Raw genomic sequence first — 556 nt, 5'->3', positions numbered from 1 at the left:
AGAGGAAGTTCCATCTTTAAATACGAACCAATCCCTAATCAAGAAAGATATGACAGAATGGTCATCGGAACTTTATCCAAAATTAATTCTATTAAATTCAAAAAGTAAAGGATTTGTAACTCAATTTAATAGCTATTACCCAACATTAAAACAGTTTGTAGATAATAAAGAAGATAAAGAAGGGTTCTTGGATAGACTTGAAGTTCTTCAAGATAAAGCTATGACAAACCAAGAAAACGTACAACGTCAGATTAATGAATTAACAGATCTTAAATTACAGCTTGATAATAAGCTTAAAGATCTCGATACTGATGTGACAAAAGCACAGGGTGTACTAAGTTCAGAGGGAACAGGGAAAATAGACCAGCTAAAAAATGAATTACAAAATACCCAAAAATCAATTCAAAATGATTTACAACAAATAGCATTGTTACCGGGAGCTTTAAATGAACAAGGACTTACTATATTCAAAGAAGTCTATAATCTTTCAAAAGATATCATTGAACCGGCTGCCCAAACAGCGGTGGCAGCGTATAACAAAGGAAAAGAAATTAAC

Annotated in this window: 1 protein-coding gene; it reads left to right on the top strand. The window is 32.2% G+C overall.

Annotated elements, in window-relative coordinates:
* Nucleotides 1-556: HBL/NHE enterotoxin family protein (locus BPMYX0001_RS28790; protein WP_157753687.1), on the top strand; the 556-nt coding region annotated here is incomplete at both ends.

This window comes from Bacillus pseudomycoides DSM 12442, from assembly GCF_000161455.1.
Lineage (GTDB): Bacteria > Bacillota > Bacilli > Bacillales > Bacillaceae_G > Bacillus_A > Bacillus_A pseudomycoides.
This window is presented reverse-complemented; position numbering and strand designations above follow the sequence as displayed.